14 protein-coding genes are annotated in these 20640 nt (G+C 71.8%); 5 read left to right on the top strand and 9 right to left on the bottom strand.

What is annotated here, in order from left to right; translation table 11 throughout:
• The first annotated feature begins 50 nt into the window (after window positions 1-50).
• Both AC1DT4_RS14385 and AC1DT4_RS14380 read left to right on the top strand, forming a co-directional pair.
• Window positions 51-956 carry an IniB N-terminal domain-containing protein gene (locus AC1DT4_RS14385; RefSeq protein WP_477090480.1) on the top strand — a complete coding sequence of 302 codons (906 nt, stop codon included), beginning with the start codon at window positions 51-53 and terminating at the stop codon, window positions 954-956.
• Window positions 943-1569, top strand: a complete 627-nt coding sequence (locus tag AC1DT4_RS14380) for a hypothetical protein (RefSeq protein ID WP_477090479.1) — start codon at window positions 943-945, stop codon at window positions 1567-1569. The genes AC1DT4_RS14385 and AC1DT4_RS14380 overlap by 14 nt, the downstream gene beginning before the upstream one ends.
• Here AC1DT4_RS14380 and AC1DT4_RS14375 read toward each other — a convergent pair.
• From AC1DT4_RS14375 to AC1DT4_RS14360, 4 genes are all read right to left on the bottom strand, one after another.
• On the bottom strand, window positions 1495-3018 hold the full coding sequence (locus AC1DT4_RS14375) for a dynamin family protein (RefSeq protein WP_477090478.1): 1524 nt from the start codon (window positions 3016-3018) through the stop codon (window positions 1495-1497). The two genes, AC1DT4_RS14380 and AC1DT4_RS14375, sit on opposite strands and share 75 nt — an antisense overlap.
• Window positions 3015-4901: a dynamin family protein gene (locus AC1DT4_RS14370; protein WP_477090477.1), complete on the bottom strand. Its 1887-nt coding sequence runs from the start codon at window positions 4899-4901 to the stop codon at window positions 3015-3017. Before AC1DT4_RS14370 ends, AC1DT4_RS14375 begins: the two co-directional genes overlap by 4 nt.
• 128 nt (window positions 4902-5029) lie before the next feature.
• Entirely contained in the window at window positions 5030-5980 is a 951-nt protein-coding gene (locus tag AC1DT4_RS14365; protein WP_477090476.1) for a hypothetical protein, read from the bottom strand.
• 79 nt (window positions 5981-6059) lie between these two features.
• Entirely contained in the window at window positions 6060-6986 is a 927-nt protein-coding gene (locus tag AC1DT4_RS14360; RefSeq protein WP_477090475.1) for a hypothetical protein, read from the bottom strand.
• Window positions 6987-7589: 603 nt separating this feature from the next.
• Between AC1DT4_RS14360 and AC1DT4_RS14355 the strand changes: the two genes are divergently transcribed.
• Together AC1DT4_RS14355 and AC1DT4_RS14350 are read left to right on the top strand one after the other, a co-directional pair.
• On the top strand, window positions 7590-9740 hold the full coding sequence (locus tag AC1DT4_RS14355; protein WP_477090474.1) for a glycosyltransferase: 2151 nt from the start codon (window positions 7590-7592) through the stop codon (window positions 9738-9740).
• Window positions 9737-11038: a nucleotide disphospho-sugar-binding domain-containing protein gene (locus AC1DT4_RS14350; RefSeq protein WP_477090473.1), complete on the top strand. Its 1302-nt coding sequence runs from the start codon at window positions 9737-9739 to the stop codon at window positions 11036-11038. The genes AC1DT4_RS14355 and AC1DT4_RS14350 overlap by 4 nt, the downstream gene beginning before the upstream one ends.
• Here the strand turns inward: AC1DT4_RS14350 and AC1DT4_RS14345 are convergent.
• From AC1DT4_RS14345 to AC1DT4_RS14325, 5 genes are all read right to left on the bottom strand, one after another.
• A complete protein-coding gene (locus AC1DT4_RS14345; protein WP_477090472.1) occupies window positions 10981-11679 on the bottom strand; it encodes a hypothetical protein in 699 nt (232 codons plus the stop codon). The two genes, AC1DT4_RS14350 and AC1DT4_RS14345, sit on opposite strands and share 58 nt — an antisense overlap.
• Before the next feature lie 226 nt (window positions 11680-11905).
• Window positions 11906-12496, bottom strand: a complete 591-nt coding sequence (locus AC1DT4_RS14340) for a hypothetical protein (RefSeq protein WP_477090471.1) — start codon at window positions 12494-12496, stop codon at window positions 11906-11908.
• A gap of 11 nt (window positions 12497-12507) precedes the next feature.
• Window positions 12508-13656: a zinc-dependent alcohol dehydrogenase gene (locus tag AC1DT4_RS14335; RefSeq protein ID WP_477090470.1), complete on the bottom strand. Its 1149-nt coding sequence runs from the start codon at window positions 13654-13656 to the stop codon at window positions 12508-12510.
• 192 nt (window positions 13657-13848) lie between these two features.
• A complete protein-coding gene (locus AC1DT4_RS14330; protein ID WP_477090469.1) occupies window positions 13849-16239 on the bottom strand; it encodes a beta-galactosidase in 2391 nt (796 codons plus the stop codon).
• Between the two features lie 47 nt (window positions 16240-16286).
• Window positions 16287-17180 carry a helix-turn-helix domain-containing protein gene (locus AC1DT4_RS14325; RefSeq protein WP_477090468.1) on the bottom strand — a complete coding sequence of 298 codons (894 nt, stop codon included), beginning with the start codon at window positions 17178-17180 and terminating at the stop codon, window positions 16287-16289.
• Window positions 17181-17249: 69 nt separating this feature from the next.
• Here AC1DT4_RS14325 and AC1DT4_RS14320 point away from each other — a divergent pair, with 69 nt between their 5' ends.
• Window positions 17250-20639 carry a DUF5107 domain-containing protein gene (locus AC1DT4_RS14320; RefSeq protein WP_477090467.1) on the top strand — a complete coding sequence of 1130 codons (3390 nt, stop codon included), beginning with the start codon at window positions 17250-17252 and terminating at the stop codon, window positions 20637-20639.
• Window position 20640: the final 1 nt, after the last annotated feature.

Genomic DNA, 20640 nt, shown 5'->3' with positions numbered 1-20640 from the left:
GCAGGACCCCGCCCGTACGGTCGAAGGACCACGATGAAGAGGAGCCGAGCATGAGCCTCACGCTCGCGACAGTCGCAGACGCCCTGATCGAGTTCATCCTCAGCCTGCTCCGCGACCCGGACGCAGCGCAGGAGTTCGAGGACGACCCCGAGCAGGCGCTCGCCGCCCGCGGACTCCAGCACGTCGACCCGTCGCATGTCGCCGCCGTCGCGCCGACCATCATCGAACGCACCCAGGTCGTGCAGGTGCCGGTCCACGTGCCGGTGCCGCAACCGGCGTCCCCGGAGCGCCACCACTCCCAGGTCGTGAACGAGATCAGGGAGGTCACCACCCACTTCCAGTGGGTCGACGACCGCGACACCATCGTCGACCAGTCGGTCAACCAGAACATCTGGGCGGAGGGCGACGTGACGCAGACGTTCGACAACCAGGCGGTCGTCGCCTCCGGTGACGACGCCGTCGCCGCGGGTGGGGACGCCACGGTCGACAAGACCTGGGACGAGTCGACGACCATCGAGGCAGACGACGACGTCAACATCGGCAACGACACCGACGTCGAGGTGATCGACGACTCCCTGAACGAGGAGACCGACGCGTCGTCGACGACCGACGCCTCCACGACCACCGTGATCGACGACTCCTTCGACGAGCAGTCCGGGTCGCTTGACCAGCCCGCCGACATGGACGGCACCCCTGGCGGCGGCGACGCTACCGCCGGCTCGCCGCAGCAGGAGGCGACAGCCGTCGGCACGGAGCCGGTCGAGGACGACGGCACAGGGCAGGTCGAGGCCGACGACGTGGCCGTCCCGACCGCGGAGCCCGCCGCCGAGCCCGTCGACGCGGGATTCGACCCCGTCGCCGACTATGTCGACATCGACGTCAACGTGGACGACGGCGCCTTCCTCGGTGTCGACCCGATGAGCGCAGAGGAGGGCACCGACGATGACACCTTCTGATGCCGTGGTCGTGGCCCGCACGATCGACGCGGAGCGCACCGAGGTCAAGGCGCCCGGTCGGCCGTCGCTCACCGGCAAGGAGGCGGCGCCGGTCCTGGTGAAGCTGCCGCCGCCCTTCGTCGTCCGGCTCAGCCAGATCGCGTGGGTGCTGAGCCTGGTGGCCGGCGGCGTCGCCATCGCGTACCTGTTCATCATCCGCCAGGCGCAGCTTCCCGTGATCGCTGACCTGGTGAGGTCGGTCGACGGATCCCGGACCGACGTGACCTATGCCAAGGCGGCCGACATCGTGTTCTGGTCGGTCTTCGCACCGCTGGTCGTGATCGTGCTCGCCCAGATCGCCATGCAGGTGTCGTTCGCGAACCGTCGCCCGAACGTCCGCTGGTGGCAGCTCGGGTCCGTTCTCTTCCTGGGGGGCGTGCTGCTGATCGCGCGCGAGCTGGTGGCCCTCGGCGAGCGGGGCCGGCCGCTCGAGCAGATCCTGTCCGTCCAGCTGGGACTGGCCGCGCTCGGCCTCCTGATCAGCCTGTTTCCAGCGGCCCTACGCTGGACGGCCCGCAAGCACGACATCCGCCGGGGCGGTCCCGTCGCCCCCGCCGCCGACGGCCAGCTCTGACGCGATCCCTTCGACGCTGCGGACGACGACCCGGCACACGTCGGACGTCGCGCGGTCGGTGAGCGGGGACTCGGCGAGGCTCCGCCAGTGCCCGAGCACGTCATCGACGCGTGCGCGGATCGTCCGAGCATCCGCATCGTCCTGCAGGCCGAGGCGGGCGAGGGCCGACGTCCCCGCGCCGCCCACCAGCCGCTCGGCCGCCGCGTCCTGCGACTCGGACACCACGGGCTCGGTCATCCGCAGCTGAGCCAGCAGGGCGAGCTCGCGAAGGTCGTGGCTGTTCGCGCTGACGCGCTCGATGCCGGCACGGATGCGGCCGGACTCGCGAGCAGGACGGTCTTCCAGCAGCAGCTCGAGCCCCACCAGGACGCTCCGCGCCTTGAGCGCCGGGCCGCGCGAGCGGAACTGGTCGGCGACGAACCGCTGCACGTCGATCAGGCCGCTCTGGGCGATCATGCGCTCGGACAGCTGGGACGACGAACGCGCGCCGCCGCGGACGAGGGCGGAACCCAGGCGCACACCGAAGATGCCGAAGCGCGCCAGAAGATCGCGCCGCTGGGTCACGCTCAACGGCGAGCCGTCGGTGGGGAGCGTGAAGCGGTCCACCGAGACGAGCATCCGGTCCCGGACACCGCGATCGAGTGCGGCGAGCGTGCGGAACGCCGCGAACTCGCTCTCCCGCAGAGTGCGCGCACCCTCGGCGAGGAGCCCCGCGATCGGGATGCACTCGAGCGCCAGGGATCTCAGCTCGCCGTCGTGACGGTAGCGCTCGGCGATCCGGGCCGCCGAGAGCAGAGAGTCGATGCGGCCGGCGCCGATCTCGTCGGCGCGGGAGAGGAGGGCGACGGCGTTGACGGTCTGCGACGCGCCCGCGGCCGTGTCCCGGAACCCCTCGAGGAAGTGCACGTCCGAGGCGTGGATGTGACGCAGCAGGTACAGGATCGCGTCAGCCTCGGACGGCGAGCGCGTCGGCGTGAGGAAGCGCGTCGAGCGCTCCGACACGTCCTGCGAGATCGAGCCGATGCCCGGCGTGTCGATGAGGACCGTGGAGCGGAGACTCTCGGACGGCCAGACGACGTCGATCCAGGCGACGTCCTGCGCGGTGCGCGAGCCGAGATCGAGGACGAGTGCGCCCTCGGACCGGGTGACCGGTAGGCGCACCTCGGCGCCGCCCTGGAGGTGCGCCGTGATCGTGGCCGATCGTCCGTAGCGGTACCAGGTGACCGTCTTCGTGCACTCACCGGCATCCGTCGGCGCGATCTGCTCGCCGATCAGCGCGTTGAGCACGGTCGACTTGCCGGCCTTGACCATGCCCGCCACCGCGAGCCGCAGGGGCTCGCGCAGGCGACGGGCGTAGCCGTCCAGCGTCGCCTCGGCGACGCTGTCGCCGGCGTACACCTCGCGAGCGGTGTCGACGAGCTCGGTGACGTCGGTGAGGGCCGTGCTCATCGGCCGAGCTCCGCGTCGTCGACGGATGAAGGGATCTCGGCGCGCAGGGCCACGATGAACGCGAGCTGCTGCTTGAGCTCGATCACGCGTCCGTTCCGGTCGGACTCGAAGGTCGCCGCGGCCTGCTTCGCTGCCAGGACGGACTCCGAGAGGGAGCGGTGCAGCTGGTCGGCGACGCCGCCGAAGTGGTCGCGCGCGACGCGCTGGACGAACCGGAGTCGATCCTTGAGCTGCTTGCCCACCTGGAACACGACGTCGTCGATGTGCCGTCGTGCGAGGTTCTTGGCCTCGGCCTGACGGCGGCTGAGGCGCGCCGTCTTGTCCTCCCGGTAGGCGCGACGGCCGACGAGCACGCCGACCAGCAGTGACACGGGGTTGAGGAGCGTCATACCGAGGAAGCTCATGGCGAGGCCCGCCATGAGCACGCCGCTGTACGAGCCGCGCAGGCCGATGTAGATCTTCTCCGTCGCGCCGAGCCGGCCCGCATCCATGCCCTGGACGTCATCGACCGGGTCCAGCACGCCGTCGGTGTCGCTGACGTCGATGAAGGGGAGGGTCGACTCCTCGAGCGAGAACTCCTCCGCCACCTGTTCGGACAGCCACCGGGACCGGTCGTTCGTCCACACGAAGGTCTCGGACACGGCGTCGGCCACCCGCAGGTCGAGCCATTCGGCGATCTGGTCCCAGATGGGGCCGGGGTCGCCCTCGTCGATCGCGACCTCGGCGTCGCGCTGCACCTTGCGCAGGCGATCGCGCAGATCGTGCTCCGTGTCCGAGATGAGGTCGGCGATGCCGTCGCTCAGGGTGACCTGCCAGCGCGACGACCGGCTGCGGAACTCGTCGGCGCGCGCCTTGGCCGCCTCGAGCTCGGCGATCATCGCCGGCGTGTCCTGCGGGTTCAGGAGCGCGTTGAGCTCGGTCCTGACGGCCATGCCGAGCTGGTCGACGACCGACACGAGGTCGTGGACAGCCGCCCGGCGATGCACGATCTCGGCCTTGTCGAGCACGTCACGGCGCAGGTGCGCGACGAGCGCGGGGAACCCGGACTCCTCGTTGAGCTCACGATCCTGCTCCTGGGCCGCGAGCATCCGCAGATCGCTCGAGACGGCGAACATGGGGATCCGTCCGAGATCGCCGAGGTGCGACCGGTCGATCTCCTCGATCCGACGCCACGACGGGTAGATGTCCGTCTTGGACAGCACCGCAGCGACGTTGGGGGAGACGCGCAGTGCGTGCTTGAGGAACTGGATCTCCGGCTCGGTGTACTCCTGCGAGGCGTCCGAGACGAGCAGGACGGCGTGCGCCGTCGTCAGGGCGGCGAGCGTGCTCACCGACCGCGTCGACTCGATGCCGCCCACGCCGGGCGAGTCGACCAGCTGCATCCCGCCCCGCAGCAGCTGGCGCGGGAGGACGACCTCGGCGCCGACGATCTCGCGTTCCTCGTCGCGCGTGCCGCGCTCGGTGACGAAGTCGGCGAGCGAGTCGAGCGCGATGGGCAACCGCTCGACCCCACCTGCCGGGCCGACGCCGTGACGGACGAGTGCGTACGCGGCGGGCTCCTCGGCGTACGACACGGAGGTCGGCACGCTCGTCGCGATGTCGTCGTCGACCGGGCAGGCCGGAGCGCTCACCAGGGCGTTCACGAGCTTGCTCTTGCCCTGCTTGTAGTTCCCGACGACCAGGACGCGGACGTACGGGTCGTCCAGCCGGGCACGTGTCTGGTCGAGTCGCTCCACGAGGTCCGATCGCCCGAGCGTGCGCGACAGGTCAGCGGTCTTCACGACGAGGTTCGCCAGCTTCTGGTGGGCACCGTCCGTCGCCGCGGTGGAGGTGTCGTCCCCCAGGGCAGCCGTCACAGGAACGGGGGGCGCGGCCTTCGTCATCGTCGACACTCCTTCATCGTCCGGACGCGTTCCGGCGGACGGTTGTGGCGCACGGGGCAGGCGGTGTCTCCGCAGGTTGACGGAGACACCGCCTCAGTGGTTCGGAGCCGAACGCCCGGCGGATCGGTTCAGGACACGTCGAACCCGTCGTCGACGGCCGGCTCGTCGGTGATCACGGCATCGCCGCTGCCCCAGATGACGTCGGCGTCGATGTTCCACGTCTCGTCGGTCTGCGACGTCAGCTCCTCGTTGAAGGAGTTCGTGGCCGTCCAGCTCGACGTGTCGGTGTTGTACGAGTCGTCCACGTCGAGGTGCGTCGAGCTGTCCGTCCAGGACGAGGCGTCGGTCGTCTCGTTGTACGAGTCGGTGATCGTGACGACGTGCGTCTCGTTGCCGATGTTCACGTCGCCCCCACCCGAGATCGTCGTCGAGTGGTCGACGCTCTGGCTGAGGTCGACGTCGTTCCCGGCGGCGACCGAGCCATCGCCGGAGGCGACGACGGCGTAGCCGCCGCTGCCCCCGCCGTAGCCGTCCGCGCCGTCGACGCTCTCGTTGTACGACTGGTCGACGATCGTGTTCTGGTTGTTCACCCACGTGTCACCACCGCCACCGCCACCGCCGCCCAGGCCGAGGCTGCCGATGCCGGTGCTGTAGTCGCGCGTGCCCACGTCGACCGAGTGGTCGTCGACGGACTCGTCGAGGTAGGAGTTGTACGACCCCTCGACCGTGCTCGTCGACCCGTCGTTGTACGACCCGTTGATCGAGCCGTCGCTGTTGTCGGTCTCGGAGTTGTCGCTGGTGTCCGTCCAGGAGTTGTCGCTGGTGTCCTCGGCGGAGTGGTCGGACCAGTCGTTGAACGACCCGCTCGTGTCGGCGCTCGTGTCGTGCGAGTCGACGTTCCCGACGTTGTCGAGGCTGACGTCGAGGTTGTTGCTGTCGTTCGTCGAGGAGTCGGTGTTGCCGACCTGGTCCAGGTCGACGCCCACGGTGGAGCTGGTGGTGGAGTTCGTCGTGTTGTTGGAGTCACGGACCCGGGAGTTGAACGAGTCGTCGTAGCTGGTCTCGCTGTAGTCGGCCATGATGGGTCGCTTTCGTCAGATCGAGTGGGGGTGGCACCCGGCCGTCGCGAGCTGCTCGCGTCGCGACGGCCGGGAAGGGTCAGCCGACGAAGGAGTCGTCGATGGCCGAGTCGCCGCTGTCGACGATCGCGTCGACGTCGATCGAGACGTCGGTGGACTGCCACTCGTCGGTGGTCTCGTTGAACGAGTCGTCCGCCGAGTAGGTCTCGGTCCACGAGTTGTAGGAGTCGGCCACAGAGGTGTCCGTCGAGCTGTCCTCCCAGCTGGAGGAGTCCTCGTACGTGTTGTACGAGCCGTCCACGGTGGTGATCGTCGTGTCGTTGTTCAGGTTCACGTCGCCCTCGGCCGACGAGATGGTCGTCGAGTAGTCGACGTCCGTCGTGACGTGCACGTCGTTGCCGGCCGCGATCGAGTCGTCGCCCGATGCGACCACGGCGCTGCTGCCGCTCCAGCCGCCCCCTGCGCCCGCAGCGTTGTAGGACTGGTCGACGATCGTGTTCTGGTTGTTGATCATCGTGTCGCCGTCACCGCCGGAGCCGCCGCCACCAGCGAGCGAGACGTCGCCGATGCCCGTGTCGTAGGAGCGCATCCCGACGACTGTCGAGTGGTCGTCGGTCGACGAGTCCGTCCACGAGTTGTACGAGTCGCTCACCGTGTCCGTCGACCAGTCGTTGTACGAGTCGTTGGTCGAGTCGTCGGAGTTGTCCGTCATGGAGTTGTCGGAGTTGTCGGTCATCGAGTTGTCGGAGTTGTCCGTCATCGAGTTGTCCGAGTTGTCGTTCCACGAGTCCGAGACGTCGGTGGTCGTGTCGTTCGAGTCCTGGTTGAAGGAGTCCGCGACATCCACGGCGACGTTGCCGCTGTCGTTCGTCGAGTCGTCCGTGTTGAAGGAGCTGTCGGCCGCCAGGCCGAGGGTGGTCGTGGTGGTCGTGGTCTCGGTGTTGCCCGAGCCCCAGACGCCTTGGTTGAACGACTCGTCGAAGTCGTCGATCTCGATGCTGTCCATGAGCCTTCTCCGATCCCGGGACTGTCCCTGAGGTGATGTGCCTCGAAGGTAGGAGCGGCCAGGGATCGGGCGAATCGGGGAGGACTCCGCGGCTCGCCGCCCCCTAGTAGGGGTTTTGGGGGAGCCACCGGGTAGGGCCGACCGGCTCATCGCCGCTGTGCGGCTCGGGCAGCTCGAGCACCTCAGGTGCGAGGCACGCGATCGCTCGCGAGAATCTTGGACTGTCGTAGCCGGTGCGCTGCTCGGGCGCCAGGCAGAGCTCCGGAACGCGTCGTTGAGCACGTCATCCGGTGCGAGCCCCAGTGGTCCACGTGGTCGGCTGCCGATGCTTCGCGGATGTTCTCGCGCAGGTGGTGTTCGCACCGCGTGACGAACGGAACCGGAAGCACCGCAGATGGGTCGGAGGGCCGGACCTGGCGTACGGCCTACGCAGCACTCGCGATCTGCCACAGACGGGCGCAGCAGCCCTACCGCCCGCAGACCGACCGGGACCACCGATCCTGAGAGATTTGCCAGGAACTCGACGGGCCGGGTTCGGAGAGCCGACCTAGCATCGCTGTGCCGGACCGGCGCCGGTCCGGCGCCACCGATCGAAGGACTCACGTGGGCATCCAGACCTCGCTCGACGCGCTCCGGGAGGCCGAGCGCATCGTCGACGGCATGCGGCTCGCTGACGAGCTCGCCTTCGAAAGTACCCGGGACCCCGGTGTCCGGACGATCCGGGTGCTCACTGGCGCCCTGCTCGATGACGACGAGCTGGTCGCGATCGCCGCGGTGCACGCGCTGGGCAAGATCGGCGACGACGAGGCCTCGCGCGCCGTGGCCCGGCTCCTGTCGGACGATCGGCGGTTCGTCCGCGAGCATGCCGCGTGGGTGGTGGGGTCCGGGCTGCCGCGCGCCGACGCGGTCGCGCGGCTGATCGGCATGACCGAGGCCGGCGGGTTCGGGGGGATGCTCGCCCAGCGCACCCTGGAGCAGTGGTCGGCCGGCGCCCCGGAGCCGGTGGCCGTGGGCCTGGAGGCCGCCCTGCTCGGGGTGACCGAGCCGGAAGCGCGGGCCCGGGTCGTGGAGACCCTGGGGCTCGTCCGGCACGCGGTCGCGGTCCGGCCCCTGCTCGCGATCGCCGCGGACGTCACCGAGGACGACCGGGTGCGGGGCGCGGCGGTCGCCGCGCTCGGCCAGCGTCCCGGCGACACCTCGGTGATCGGCCTGCTCGACCGGCTGGCCGCCGGAGACGACGAGCTGGCGGACGTCGCCCGGCTGTCGCTCGTCGACATCGGTGCGGCCGCGTCGTGGCGGCGCGAGCCCGGGCGCGACGGCCTGAGCGTCGCCCAGCTGTTCCTGCACGCGGACATCGACGCCCGGCTGAGCGCCGCCGGCGCCGGTGACAACGGCGGTATCGCGACGCTGCTCGTGCGGCTCGGGGACGCGCTGGTGGTCGGTGACGACCCGGTCCACCGGGTGCTCACCATCTCGCGCGGTTCGGTGGCCGAGGCGGCGGCCGATCTCGGCGCGCTGGGCGGCGGGGGGCACCACTACGGGCGGGTCCCGCTGCGCCGCGAGCCGGTGCCGATGGCGGCGGCCTGGTCGCTGCGGGTGTCGGCGCGCCGGGGGATCCGCCGCGTCCTGCGCGCCGCCGGCGGCGTCGACCTGATCCACCTGCGCATGGCGGACGTCGGCAGCCTGGCCGCCGCCGACGTGGCCAGCGAGCTCGACATCCCCGTCGTGTTCACGGTGGCGCCCGACCCGCACGCCGTCATCCAGTCGCTCGACCTCGCCGGCAGGCTCACGCGCCAGAACTTCGGCGTGGTCGACGAGGTGGAGCACTTCTGGTTCCGCGCCCGGCTGGTGCAGCGGCTCGCCGCCAACGCCGCGCACACCGTCCTGTTCCCGCGCCCGGCGCTGCGGCGTGACATGCGCGAGCTGGTCGGCATCGACGTCACGGCGCACCCGGAGCGGCACACGATCGTGCCGGAGGGCGTGGACCTCGTCGTGGTCGACCGTGCCGTGTCCGAGGCGGAGGCGCACGCGGCGGGCGACCAACCGGCGGAGGCGCTGCGCGAGCTGCGCGCCCTGATCGCGGACCTGCCGAGCGAACGCCGGGGGCTGCCGCTGATCGTGAGCGTCGGGCGGCTCCACCGGGTCAAGGGCGTGGCCACGCTGGTGCACGCGTGGGCCGACGGCTGCCTGCGCGAGCGCGCGAACCTGCTCGTCGTCGGGGGAGACCTGGCGAACCCGTCGGCCGACGAGCGGGAGCAGCTCGACCTCATCGACGCCGTCGTGCCCCCCGCCGAGCGCGCGGCGGCGGGCCTGCTGCTCCCCGGTCACCGCCCCAACGACGTGGTCGCCCGGTGGGTCGCGGCCGCGCGCACCGGCCTGCCGGGGCTCAGCGCGCCGCGGGGGATCTACGTGTGCGCGAGCCTGAAGGAGGAGTTCGGCATCGCGCTGCTCGAGGCGATGGCCTCCGGCCTGGTCGTCGTCGCGCCCGACGGTGGCGGTCCGGCCACCTACGTCGACGAGGGGGTGACCGGCTTCCTGACCGCCACCTGGCACGCCGACCGCCTCGCCGCCGCCATCGGGTCCGCGCTCGACGCGTCGCTCGCCGAGACGGACGCGCGCCGGGCGGCCCAGTCGCACCAGACCGTCGCCGAGAACTTCACCATCCAGCGCATGGCGGACACGCTCGGTGGCGTCTACCGACGGGTCGCGGCCGACGAGGTGGCGGCCCGGTCGGCCTTGGTGGGTCAGGGATGACCCTGCTGGTCATCAGCCCGGACTACGCCTCGCACCTGATCCCCCTGGCAGCCCTCGGCACGGCGTGGCGCGACGCGGGGGAGCGGGTGGTGGTCGCCAGCGGCGACGCGACCGCAGGCATCGTCGACTCGTTCGGCTACGAGCGGGCGCCTCTGCAGCTCGGGCGGGGATCCAACCCCGGCGTGATCCGGGCGGAGCAGCAGGCGGACGCGGAGGCGGACTCGCTGCGGGGGTTCTTCGACGCGACGCGGCGCGGGATGGTGCCGACCCTGGCGTACCAGGCCCGTGAGCGCCTGGTCGACCTCATGTGGCAGCCGGTCGAGAAGGCGCGCGCCACCCTGGCGGTGGTGGACGCGGTGCGGCCCGACGCCATCCTGGTCGACCACCTCGCTTACGGCGCGCGGCTCGGTCTGTGGGCGGCGCAGGTGCCGTACGCCGACGTGGTGCTCGGCCACCCGACGGCCCTGCCCGTGGGGGACGAGGTCTACGGGCGACCGCCGGTCTGGCCGCGCGCGTTCCGGCCTGACCCGGACGAGCTGGCTGAGCTGGACCGGCTGTGCCGCCGAGTGGCCGCCGGGTTCACGGCCGAGTGGAACACGGCCGGCGCCCAGCTGGCGTCGGGGGTCGCACCGGTGGACGACGCGTTCGCGCTGCACGGCCCGCTCGTGCTCTTCCACTACCCCGAGCTGCTCGCCGCGCCCGAGCGTGCCCCCGCCCTGCCGCCGCACGAGTACCTCGGGGGCAGCCTGCGGGCCGAGCCCGCCGACCCCGAGGTCGACGCGTGGCTGGCCGCCGGGGAGCCGTTCGTGTACGTCAGCTTCGGCAGCTTCCTGTCCGTCCGGGGCGACGTGCTGCGCACCGTGGCGGCGGCGCTGCGTGCAGCGGGCGTGCGGGCGGCGATCGCCAGCGGCGCCACCCCGATCGGCGACCTGGGCGAGCTGCCCGCGGGCTGGCTGGTGCGCGAGTACCTCCCACAGGTGCGCCTGCTCCGGGAGGCGGCCGTGCTGGTGACCCACGGCGGCAACAACTCGGTGACCGAGGCCGTGGGTACCGGGACGCCGATGCTGGTCCTGCCGTTCTCGACGGACCAGTTCGCCGGCGCCGCGGCGATCGAGCGGGTCGGGGTCGGCGAGGTGCTCGACCCGAACCGGGCGTCGGTGGGCGAGGTCCGCGCGGCCGTCGTTCGGCTGATCAGCGGCTCGGGCGCCGAGCTCCTGGCGTCCGCGGCCGAATCCCTCGCTCAGGACCCGGGGCCGGCCAGGGCGCTCCGCGCGGTCCGTGCCTCGGCGATCAGCTGAGCCATGGCGGTGCGGTCGGCCGCGGCCGCCTCGTAGCGCGCCATCAGGCGGGCGTTCGCGTCGTACTGAGCGCCGCGGCGCTCGGCCGGCACATGGTGCAGTGCGTACACGCGGCCGGTGATCCGCACGGGCGGTCGCCCGAGCATCGCCCGGTGGGCGAGATACCACGCGGCATCCTCGAAGCCCCACCCGCGGAACCGCTCGTCCTGCCCGCCGTGGGCGAACCACGTGCCGGGTGTCGTCACGGTGACCCCGGAGCACGCACCCCGCACCAGCTCGAAGTCGCACTCGTCGGCGGGAACTCCGGCGGCGTACTGCGCACTGCCGACCGCGCCGAACCATCGATACTCCGTGTACGGCAGGTGCACGGCCCGCACCGTCGCCGCCGCCTCGATCGCACGCAGCAGCGCTTCTCGCTCCGGGAGCGTGTCGGCGTCGTTGAGCACCACCACGTCGTCGACACCCTCGGCGCCCACCGCCTGATTGCGGCAGCGAGCGACGTTGAAGATCGCGTCGTCGGTGTCGATCGTGCGCAGCTCGACGTCCGGCAGGTGCCGCTGGTACCAGGTGACCAGCTGATCGAACGCGTCGAGCCGAGATGCCTGAGGTCGCCAGGGAACGACGACGACGACGTTGCTCATGGGCACACGCTACGGTCGCCCGGTTCCGTCGGCACGCGGGCTCGTTCGGTCGTGCACAAGCACCGCTCCCGCCGCATCGTTGGCGAAGATCCGGCTCGCCCACATCGACGTCCTTCTGGCGAGACCGACGCAGCGCCCCGCGCGCGAAGAGTCGGCCCGCCGACCTTCACCGAAGGGCCGACGGCATCGGACATGGCTCTCTGACGGCCCGGGCCCACGTCCGGCGTCACGGACGAGGCGCGCGCCTCGCCCACACGGCCCGTGCCACGAGCGTCGCGGCGGCGACGCCTCCGATCGCCGCGAGCACCCACGGACCGCCGACCACGACGGGCTCGAGCGGCTGGTGCACCCGGTCGACCCGGTGGCCCTCCGTGCGGGACCGCAGTCCGTGCCGACGGGCCTCGCTGAGCACGCCCGTCTCGGTGACCGGGTTGTCAGGGCGCGAAGTGAGGAGCGAGGAGGCGTGGTGCTCGACGGCGTCGATCCGGTCCGCGAGCACGAGCAGCAGCCAGTGTGCCGCGCGGGCTTCGCTGTAGCGCTCGTACGCGTGGGCGCGCACCACGCCTGAGAGCCCCCGCAGGGGTTGGACTGTGCCGAACACGGGCGTGAGGAAGGCGTGCTCGATCGACCGCTCGCGCGGAGCCAGCTCCTCCTGCCGGTCCGGGAAGTCCCAGTGGGCGCCGGTGTCGAGGTCGAACCTCTCCCGGGGCACTGCTGGGCGGTCCGCTGGGTCGAGGTCGGCGCCCCAGCCGGGGATGCGGGCCCGGAGCTGCTCGGTGGACTCGGTCAGCGGCGGCTTCTCCTGCGTGTACGCCATGGTGTCCCTCCTCAGGCCGCGTCCGGCACGACGAGCGTCTTGATGCACCCGTCGAGCTTCGCGGAGAACATGTGGTACCCCTCGGCGATGTCCTCGAGCGGGATCCGGTGGGTGACGATGTCGGACGGCTTGAGGTACCCGTTGCGGATGTGCTCGAACAGTCGCGGCCACTGCCGCTTCACCGGCGCCTGATTCATCCGCAGCGTGAGGCCCTTGTTCTTGGCGTCACCGAACTTCACGGCGCTGAACAGGGGCCCGTAGGCCCCCATGACGGAGACCGTGCCGCCCTTGCGCACCGAGTCGATGGCCCAGTTCAGCGCGACCGGTGAGCCTCCCTGCAGCTTGAGCTTGGCACTCGTGACGTGCTGCACCAGGTTCCCGTCCGCCTCGGCACCGACCGCGTCGATGACCACGTCGGCGCCGAGGTGGTCGGTCATCTTCTTGATGAGGACGACCAGGTCGTCGTGCTCGGCGAAGTTGATCGTCTCGGCGTACGCGAACGTCCTGGCCTTCTCCAGCCGGTAGTCGAGATGGTCGACGACGATCACGCGGCCGGCTCCCATCAGCCACGCCGAGCGCGCGGCGAACAGGCCGACCGGGCCGGCACCCAGCACGACGACGACATCACCTTCGTGGATGTCGCCGAGCTGCGCGCCGAAGTACCCGGTGGACAGCGCGTCCGTGAGCAGCACCGCGTCCTCGTCGTCCATCCACTCCGGGATGCGCTGCGGTCCGACGTCTGCGAACGGCACGCGCACGTACTCGGCCTGGGCACCGTCGTAGCCGCCGGTGGTGTGCGAGTAGCCGTAGATGCCGCCGACCGCCGTGGCGTTCGGGTTCACGTTGTGGCAGTTGGAGTACAGGCCGCGAGCGCAGAAGAAGCACGACCCGCAGTACACGTTGAACGGGACCATCACGCGGTCTCCGACGGACAGGTTCTGCACCGACGAGCCGACCTGGTCCACGACGCCGATGAACTCGTGCCCGAACGTGTGCCCGACGCGGGTGTCGGGCATCATCCCGTGGTAGAGATGCAGGTCAGAGCCGCAGATGGCGGCCAGGGTCACCCGGACGATCGCATCGTTCGGGTGCTCGATCCGGGGGACGTCCTTGTCCTCCACGCGGATCTTGTAGGGACCTCGATAGACCATCGCTCGCACGGCGCACCACCTCGACGAGTCGAGAGCGCCGCATCGCTGGACGCTCCGTCGAGCGTGCCACCGGCACGGGGCGGGCGCCTCTCGGAACGCTGCCGACGGCTGCGGGTTCGTCTGCCCGCGGTGGGCGAGGCGCCCGACGGACCGGGCCAGAGCGATCGGGCGCCGCCAACTCACCCACCTGAGCGCCCTGCCTCATCGCCCCGCGCGTGCGGTCAGACGGAGCTTGCCGACGCGGACGACATCCACCGCGTCGACGTGCAGCCCGTCGGGGATCTCCCGCACCGTCGGGTCGACCCAGACACCGGTGCTGCGCTGCCAGGGCAGGAGCTCGAGCCGCACACCGTGTCGAGCGATCGCGGACGCCCACGGCGTGAGGTCGACGTCCCAGTCGCGCCCGTGCCAGAAGTGGTCGCTGATCAGCTCGTCGCCCACGTACGCACGGCCGACGTCACCGGTCCAGCGCACCCGGAGCAGCGCGCGGTCGACGCCGTCGAACAGCTCTCGGGGGACCTCGACCTGCACGACGGCGGCGCCGGAGAAGTCCGTGGGCGCGCTGAGCCGGTCCAGGGGGCCGCCGCGCTCGGGGCGGGGGGCCGTCGCGTCGGGGCGCAGCCCGGAGATGAGCGTGCGGCGGCCGACCTGCGGCGCGCTCGCCCGCCATGACCGCCAGGGGCCGTCGTCGGACGGGTCGCTCAGGTGGCCACCCTCAGCCCGGAGGGCTTCGGGAGCGGGGAGGAGCGAGACGGTGAAGTCGGGGCTCTCCGTCTGCACGACGAGCTCGCCGCGCACGGCGTAGAGCGGCGCGGAGGACAGCACCAGCCGTTCCCGGCCGTCCACCTCGAGCAGGTAGAGCCGGTCGACGCTCTCCTGGTCGAGGACGATGATCCGCGCACCCTCGAGCTCGACGACGCACGTCGGGCCGGCCGGTGCGGCGAGGGAGATGATCGTCGCGCCCTCGCCGCGGACGGCGACACCCGCCCCGCCGACCTCGTGGTCTCCGTCGAGGACGAGTTCGACGGGGATGCCGTCGTAGGCGCCGAGCACGACGACCTCGCGGTCGTCGACGGTGACGCGGGCGAGGACCCGTGCGGTAGCACTCCGAAGGACGACACCCGGAGCGAGAGGGTACCGAAGTGGCCACACCAGCGAGACGCCGGCCGGGATCGTGACCGGCTCCGTGGGCACCGTGACGTCACCGCCGTCGAGGGTCACCGTGAGCTGCACGTCGCTCTGTTCCGGCAGCGCGGCCTTCGCCGGCTGGTACGTCGAGGCGAACAGGTAGCCGCTGCGACCGTCGGATCGCACCGCCCACCGAAGGATCTCCGGGTCGACGCTGCCCCCTCCGACCGTCGTGGCCATCGTGGCGATGCGGTGCCCGTCCTGCTGGAGCCACAGGTGCTGGGCCCGCAGGTGGTGGTGATGGGGGCGGATCTGACCGTGCTCACCGATCGGGGCGGCGAAGTCGTACGTCACGCGTGGGACGTCGTTGGGGTAGCCGGTGGCGTGAGACTCCTGCTCAGAGCCGTGTGCACCGGTGCGCTGCGTCCCGCCGGCGTACATGTAGTAGCCCTGCCAGATCGAGCCGCTGCCGAGCTTGGCCAGCGCGAGCGCGGCAACGTCGGCGGGAGCGACCATCGGCCTGCGGTGGTACGCGACGTGCATCCCTCCGCCGAGCTCGCAGGTCACGAAGGGCACGGCGTCATCGTCCTTCAACGGCACCGAGCCCGGGTCGAGGCTGATCCCGTCGAGAGCCTCGCGCAGGTCCGCCCCCACGGACAGGTCGTCGCGCACCGGGCTGTAGCGGAAGTGGAACGCAGAGAACTCAGGCCATTCCGTCTGCTCGTCGTCCCAGAATCCGTCGGAGTAGGCGCTGTACACGGGCAGCAGCGTGTCGGGGACCTGCGCACCGCCCCAGCCGGTCGCCGTCCAGATCGGGACCCGGAGCCCGAGCTCCTCGGCGAGCTCCCGCAACCGTGCCAGGTGCTGCGGCTGGTCGTAGAGCTCGTTGTCGACCTGGGCGGCGACGACCGGCCCGCCGTCGGCGTGGGCCAGACCCCGGAGCTGCGCGATGGTCTGCGCGTAGAAGGCGTGCACGAGGTCGAGGTACGCGGGGTCGTTGGTACGGGTAGCGAGCTTCCGCTCGACGAGCCAGTCGGGGAAGCCGCCGTACCGTGCCTCGCCGTGGGCCCAGGGACCGAGCCGGACCACGACGTCGAGGCCGTGCAGCCTGGCCTCCTCGATGAAGGCACGCAGGTTGAGCTGGCCCCCCCAGCGAAAGACCCCGGGCTCGGGCTCGTGGGCCTGCCAGAACACGTAGGTCGCCACGGAGGTCAGGCCGCCGGCCCGGGCGTGGCCCAGGACGTCACGCCAGCGATGGCGAGGGACTCGCGAGTAGTGGATCTCGCCGGTGAGGGGGAACCAAGGGGTGCCACCCCGCTCGACCCACCTGCTGGTCACCTCGATCCGGTCGTCGCCCGCAGGGGGCTCGCCGACGCTCAGGTGGCCGCGGCGCGGTGCCGTCGGAGCGACGACGGTGAGGTGGTGCGGCGCCACGAGGGTGCCCGGACGAACGACGCTGGTCATGTCTCTCCTTGGAGCAAGCCTGGATCCGTCGCTGAGTATGCCGTCGCTCAGCCCTTGTCGTGCGAGCGGTACGCGGTCGGGCTCATGCCGTGGATCCGGTGGAACTGGCGGGAGAAGTAGAGCGGGTCGCTGAACCCGACCTGCGCGGCGACCGACGCGACGGGGCGGTCGGTGGTGTCGAGGAGATCGCGCGCCGTGCCCATGCGCAGGCGGGTCTGGTACTCCAGCGCGCCGTAGCCCGTGGCCCGCCGGAACAGCGCGGAGTAGTGCGAGACGCTCAGCCCGGCCATGTCCGCGAGGTCGGCCAGCGAGATGCGGGTGGAGACGTTCGCGCGAAGGTGCTCGATCGTCGCCGCGACCGGATCCGACTGCTGCCTGCCGATCGCCCGACGGTCGGCCGCCAGGAGCGCCATCGCGTGCCAGGCAGCACCGGCGGACGCCAGGAGGGTCGCCATCGTCTCGTCGCGTTCCATCCGCCGGATGATGGTGTCGACGAGGGAGATGACGCGCGCCGGGTCGCCGAGGCCGACGACCGGCTGGTCGGGCGTCGCGCCGACCGCCGCCAGCAGGTCGGGCACCTGCTGGCCGATGAGGTGCATCCACCAGATGGTCCAGGGCTCGTCCGCGTCGGCCTCGTACCGGTGGGCCAGGCCCGCGGGGATGGCGACCGCCTGCCCCGCGTTCACCTGGTGCACGCCCGACGGCAGCGTGCAGGATCCTCGACCGGCTGCGCACACGATCACGATGTGCTGCGCGGCCCCGTTCATGCGGACACGCCCGTGGGCCGACGCATGCGGGAAGTACCCGACGTCGGTGACGAGCAGCTGCGACAGAGGCGGTGTTGCTGAGGCCCGCGCGACGAGCGGGCGCGGGAGCACGCGCATGCGCTGGCCGGGGAAGCCTTCCCGCCGGCGGGGCTGTGCCTCGAGCGCTGTGATCATCGATTCGTCCATGTGACTCGGGAGAATGCCCATTCTGCAGCATGGCGGCCGGAGCGTAGCGTCCTGCCCATGCTCGATGACGAGTCCCGCCTGGACCTGCCCGCCGTGCCCGCGCACCTCGTGGGCCAGGCCGTCGCCGCGTGGCGCCAGCCGGTCATGATGGACACGTACCTGCCAGACCCGCCGGACCGGTACCCGGCGTTCCTGGAGAACCGCGTCTACCAGGGCTCGTCGGGCAGCGTGTACCCGCTGCCGTTCCACGAGCGCATCAGCCCCACCAAGGCGCCCCACGCCTGGGACGCGATCCACCTCGAGAACCCGTGGATCCGGCTGATGATCCTGCCGGAGCTCGGCGGCCGCATCCACGTCGGGATGGACACCACCAACGGGTACGACTTCTTCTACCGCAACAACGTCATCAAGCCCGCGCTCGTCGGTCTGGCGGGGCCCTGGCTCTCGGGCGGCGTCGAGCTCAACTGGCCACAGCACCACCGCCCGGCGACGTTCCTCCCGGTCGAGGCGACGATCGAGCACGAGGCCGATGGCGCCGTCACCGTGTGGTGCTCGGACCACGACCCGTTCGCCCGCATGAAGGGGATGCACGGCATCCGCCTGCGTCCGGACTCCTCGGTGATCGAGCTTCGCGCCCGGCTGTTCAACCGCACCGACGAGGTGCAGACGTTCCTCTGGTGGGCGAACGTCGCGGCCGCCGCGAACGACGACTACCAGTCGTTCTTCCCGACCGACGTGCACGCCGTCGCCGACCACGCGAAGCGCGCCGTGACGGCGTTCCCCGCGGCCGACCGCCCGTACTACGGGATCGACTACCCGGCCCGCGCGGACGCCGACCACCCCGACGGCGACCGGATCGACTGGTACCGCAACATCCCCGTGCCGACGTCCTACATGGCGCTCGGGACGCAGGACGACTTCTTCGGGGGCTACGACCACGGCCGCCGGGCAGGCTTCGTGCACTGGGCCGACCACCAGGTGGCACCCGGGAAGAAGCAGTGGACCTGGGGAAACGGTGCGTTCGGCAAGGCCTGGGACGCGAACCTCACGGACACCGACGGGCCCTACGTCGAGCTGATGGCCGGCGTCTTCACGGACAACCAGCCGGACTTCACGTTCCTGGCACCGGGCGAGACGAAGACGTTCAGCCAGTACTGGTACCCCCTCCAGGAGACCGGTCCCGTCCACCAGGCCAACCTCGAGGCGGCCGTCCGGCTCGACGTGACGCCGGGCACCGCGGGCACGGCGAGCACCGTCGTCCGGGTCGCGGTCGCGATGACGCGGGTCCGCGCCGGAGTCGCCGTGCGCCTGACCGGACCGGAGGGCGAGACCCTCTGGCGCGTCGAGGCGGACTCGGGTCCGGATCGTCCGATCGTGCATGACCTGACTCTCGACGCTGCCTGGGCCCCCGAGGACCTGACCCTCGTCGTCGAGCACGGCGGTGCCGAGGTCATCGCCTGGCGACCCCGCGTGGTGCACGGCTCCCCGGCGATGCCCCAGCCGGCGCAGGAGCCCGCACCGCCCGCCGACGTCCCGTCCGTCGACGAGCTGTACCTCGTCGGCGTGCACCTCGACCAGTACCGGCACGCGACACGGTCGCCCGAGCCGTACTGGCTCGAGGCTCTGCGTCGCGACGAGGGTGACTTCCGCTCGAACCTCGCGCTCGCCGCACGGCGCTACACCGCAGGGCGGTACGCCGAGGCCGAGCAGCACGTGCGGGCAGCGCTCGCCCGCCAGACCCGGCTGAACACCAACCCGGGCGACGGCGAGGCGACCTTCCGCCTCGGCCAGGTGCTGGCGCGCACCGGTCGCCCGGACGAGGCGTACGAGGCGTGGGGCAAGGCGCGGTGGAACCAGGCGTGGCGAGGGACGGCGCTCCTCGCGATGGCCCGGCTCGACGCCGCACGCGGCCGCGACCGTTCCGCCCTCGACCACGCCCGCGGGGCCGCCGCGGACGCGGACAACCTGCAGGCCCAGGCGGTGCTCGTCGTCCTGCTGCGGCGCGCCGGCCGCGACGCCGACGCGGACGGCGTGCTGGCACGGGCGCTGGACCGCGACCCGCTCGACGTGTGGATCCGTGACCTGGCAGGTCACGACGTCGCGACGGACGCACCGACGCTGCTCGACGTCGCCCTCGAGTACGACTCGCTCGGCGCGTGGCGCGATGCGGTCCGGCTGCTCGAGGCCGCAGCCCAGGTCGAGCCTGCCCTCGGTCAGGTAGAGGTTCGACCGCTCGTGCACCTGCACGCCGCGCGGATCCTGCAGGCGGCCGGCGAGCACGACGACGCCGACCGCCACCGCGCCCTGGCGCGGACGGCACCCGCCGTGCACTGCCTCGCCTCGCGCCTCGACGACGCGGACATGCTGCAGGCGCACGTCGAGCGGCACCCCGACGACGCCCGGGCCTGGGCGTTTCTCGGCCACTGGCTGTACTTCCGGCGGCGCCACCACGACGCGATCGCCGCGTGGCGCACCTCCACCGACCTGGACCCGAGCGACCCGGTCGTGTGGCGCAACCGTGCGGTCGCGGCGTTCAACGTCCTGGCCGACCCGGACGCCGCGCGGCAGCACTACGAGAGTGCGCTCGCGGTCGCTCCCGGCGACCCCCGCCTGGTCTACGAGCGCGACCAGCTGGCCAAGCGGTCCGCCACGTCGCCCGAGGAGCGCCTCGCGGTGCTCGAGGGCGAGCGGTCGGCGGTCGACGCCCGCGACGACCTCACCGTCGAGCTCGCCCAGCTGCACACCGCCACGGGAAGACCGCAGATCGCGCTCGAGCTCCTCCGTGCCCGCAGGTTCCAGCCGTGGGAGGGCGGCGAGGGACAGGTGCTCTCGGCATGGGACGAGGCCCTGGTCGCGCTTGCCCGCCGCGCACTCGCCGCCGGTGACGGGCGGCTCGCGCTCGAGCACGTCGGTGCGGCCCTCGACCCCGTCGCGAGTCTCGGTGAGGCACGGCACCCGCTGGCCAACACCGCCCAGCTGCACCTCCTGCTCGGCGACGCCCTCGCCGCGACGGGTGACGACGCGGGCGCCTCCGCGGCCTGGTCGCACGCCGCCGGCTCGACGGGTGACTTCCAGAGCATGGCCCCGGTCGAGCTCTCCGAGATGACCTACTACGCCGTGCTGGGCTCGCGCCGGCTCGGCGACGACGTCCGCGCCGACGCCCTGGTCGACGGCCTCGCCGCGCACGCGGCGACGCTCCGCTCGACGCCCGCGACGGTCGACTACTTCGCGACGTCGCTGCCGACCCTGCTGCTCTTCCAGGACGACCTCCAGGCCGCGCAGACGACGACGGCGCTGCTCCTGGAGGCACAGGTCGCCGCGCTGCGGGGTGACGTCGGCGCCGCGGCAGCACGCCTCGACGACGTCCTGGCCCGCGAGCCCGGCCGGCTGCGGGCCCTCGACCTGCGGCGGGAGCTCGCCCGCCCGTGCCAGCATGAGCCGTGCTGAG

The organism is Cellulomonas sp. P4_D11 (assembly GCF_056401915.1).
Note: the sequence above shows the minus strand (reverse complement) of the source record. Positions and strands in the feature narration are given on the sequence as shown.

Coding starts and splice junctions, on each gene's coding strand:
- AC1DT4_RS14380 (WP_477090479.1), top strand. CDS start 943: ATGACACCTTCTGATGCCGTGGTCGTGGCCCGCACGATCGACGCGGAG.
- AC1DT4_RS14365 (WP_477090476.1), bottom strand. CDS start 5,980: ATGGCCGACTACAGCGAGACCAGCTACGACGACTCGTTCAACTCCCGG.
- AC1DT4_RS14350 (WP_477090473.1), top strand. CDS start 9,737: ATGACCCTGCTGGTCATCAGCCCGGACTACGCCTCGCACCTGATCCCC.
- AC1DT4_RS14370 (WP_477090477.1), bottom strand. CDS start 4,901: ATGACGAAGGCCGCGCCCCCCGTTCCTGTGACGGCTGCCCTGGGGGAC.
- AC1DT4_RS14325 (WP_477090468.1), bottom strand. CDS start 17,180: ATGATCACAGCGCTCGAGGCACAGCCCCGCCGGCGGGAAGGCTTCCCC.
- AC1DT4_RS14320 (WP_477090467.1), top strand. CDS start 17,250: ATGCTCGATGACGAGTCCCGCCTGGACCTGCCCGCCGTGCCCGCGCAC.
- AC1DT4_RS14340 (WP_477090471.1), bottom strand. CDS start 12,496: ATGGCGTACACGCAGGAGAAGCCGCCGCTGACCGAGTCCACCGAGCAG.
- AC1DT4_RS14375 (WP_477090478.1), bottom strand. CDS start 3,018: ATGAGCACGGCCCTCACCGACGTCACCGAGCTCGTCGACACCGCTCGC.
- AC1DT4_RS14385 (WP_477090480.1), top strand. CDS start 51: ATGAGCCTCACGCTCGCGACAGTCGCAGACGCCCTGATCGAGTTCATC.
- AC1DT4_RS14360 (WP_477090475.1), bottom strand. CDS start 6,986: ATGGACAGCATCGAGATCGACGACTTCGACGAGTCGTTCAACCAAGGC.
- AC1DT4_RS14345 (WP_477090472.1), bottom strand. CDS start 11,679: ATGAGCAACGTCGTCGTCGTCGTTCCCTGGCGACCTCAGGCATCTCGG.
- AC1DT4_RS14330 (WP_477090469.1), bottom strand. CDS start 16,239: ATGACCAGCGTCGTTCGTCCGGGCACCCTCGTGGCGCCGCACCACCTC.